Origin of the sequence: Erwinia sp. PPS120, assembly GCF_047918655.1 — a bacterium.
Classification (GTDB): Bacteria; Pseudomonadota; Gammaproteobacteria; order Enterobacterales; family Enterobacteriaceae; genus Erwinia; species Erwinia tasmaniensis_A.
In genome coordinates this window covers 1-372 of sequence record NZ_JBLREF010000094.1, presented here as the reverse complement: position 1 = coordinate 372, position 372 = coordinate 1, and the positions used below count along the sequence as shown (strand labels likewise).

Genomic DNA, 372 nt, shown 5'->3' with positions numbered 1-372 from the left:
AACTGCCAGGCATCAATTTAGACCAGTACGCTGGTCATGACCACTCCGGTGACGCGGAATGGGTGAAACACCTGATACCAGAAGCAACATTCTGGATTCAGTAAAGAATCGGTGGAGCGGTAGTTCAGTTGGTTAGAATACCTGCCTGTCACGCAGGGGGTCGCGGGTTCGAGCCCCGTCCGTTCCGCCACCCTATTTAGGGGCGTAGTTCAATTGGTAGAGCACCGGTCTCCAAAACCGGGTGTTGGGGGTTCGAGTCCCTCCGCCCCTGCCAGAAAATAATCCTTTGCATCTGCGAAGGATTTTTTTTGCATGGAATAAAAGTACTTCCCTATATTTACGCGATTATACTCTCTCCTCTCTCCTCTCTCC

General features: G+C 51.3%; 2 tRNA genes. Both read left to right on the top strand.

Annotated features, from left to right (window positions below):
• The first annotated feature begins 113 nt into the window (after window positions 1–113).
• A tRNA-Asp gene (locus ACLRGG_RS21245) sits at window positions 114–190 on the top strand.
• 8 nt (window positions 191–198) lie between these two features.
• A tRNA-Trp gene (locus ACLRGG_RS21240) sits at window positions 199–274 on the top strand.
• Window positions 275–372 lie beyond the last annotated feature (98 nt).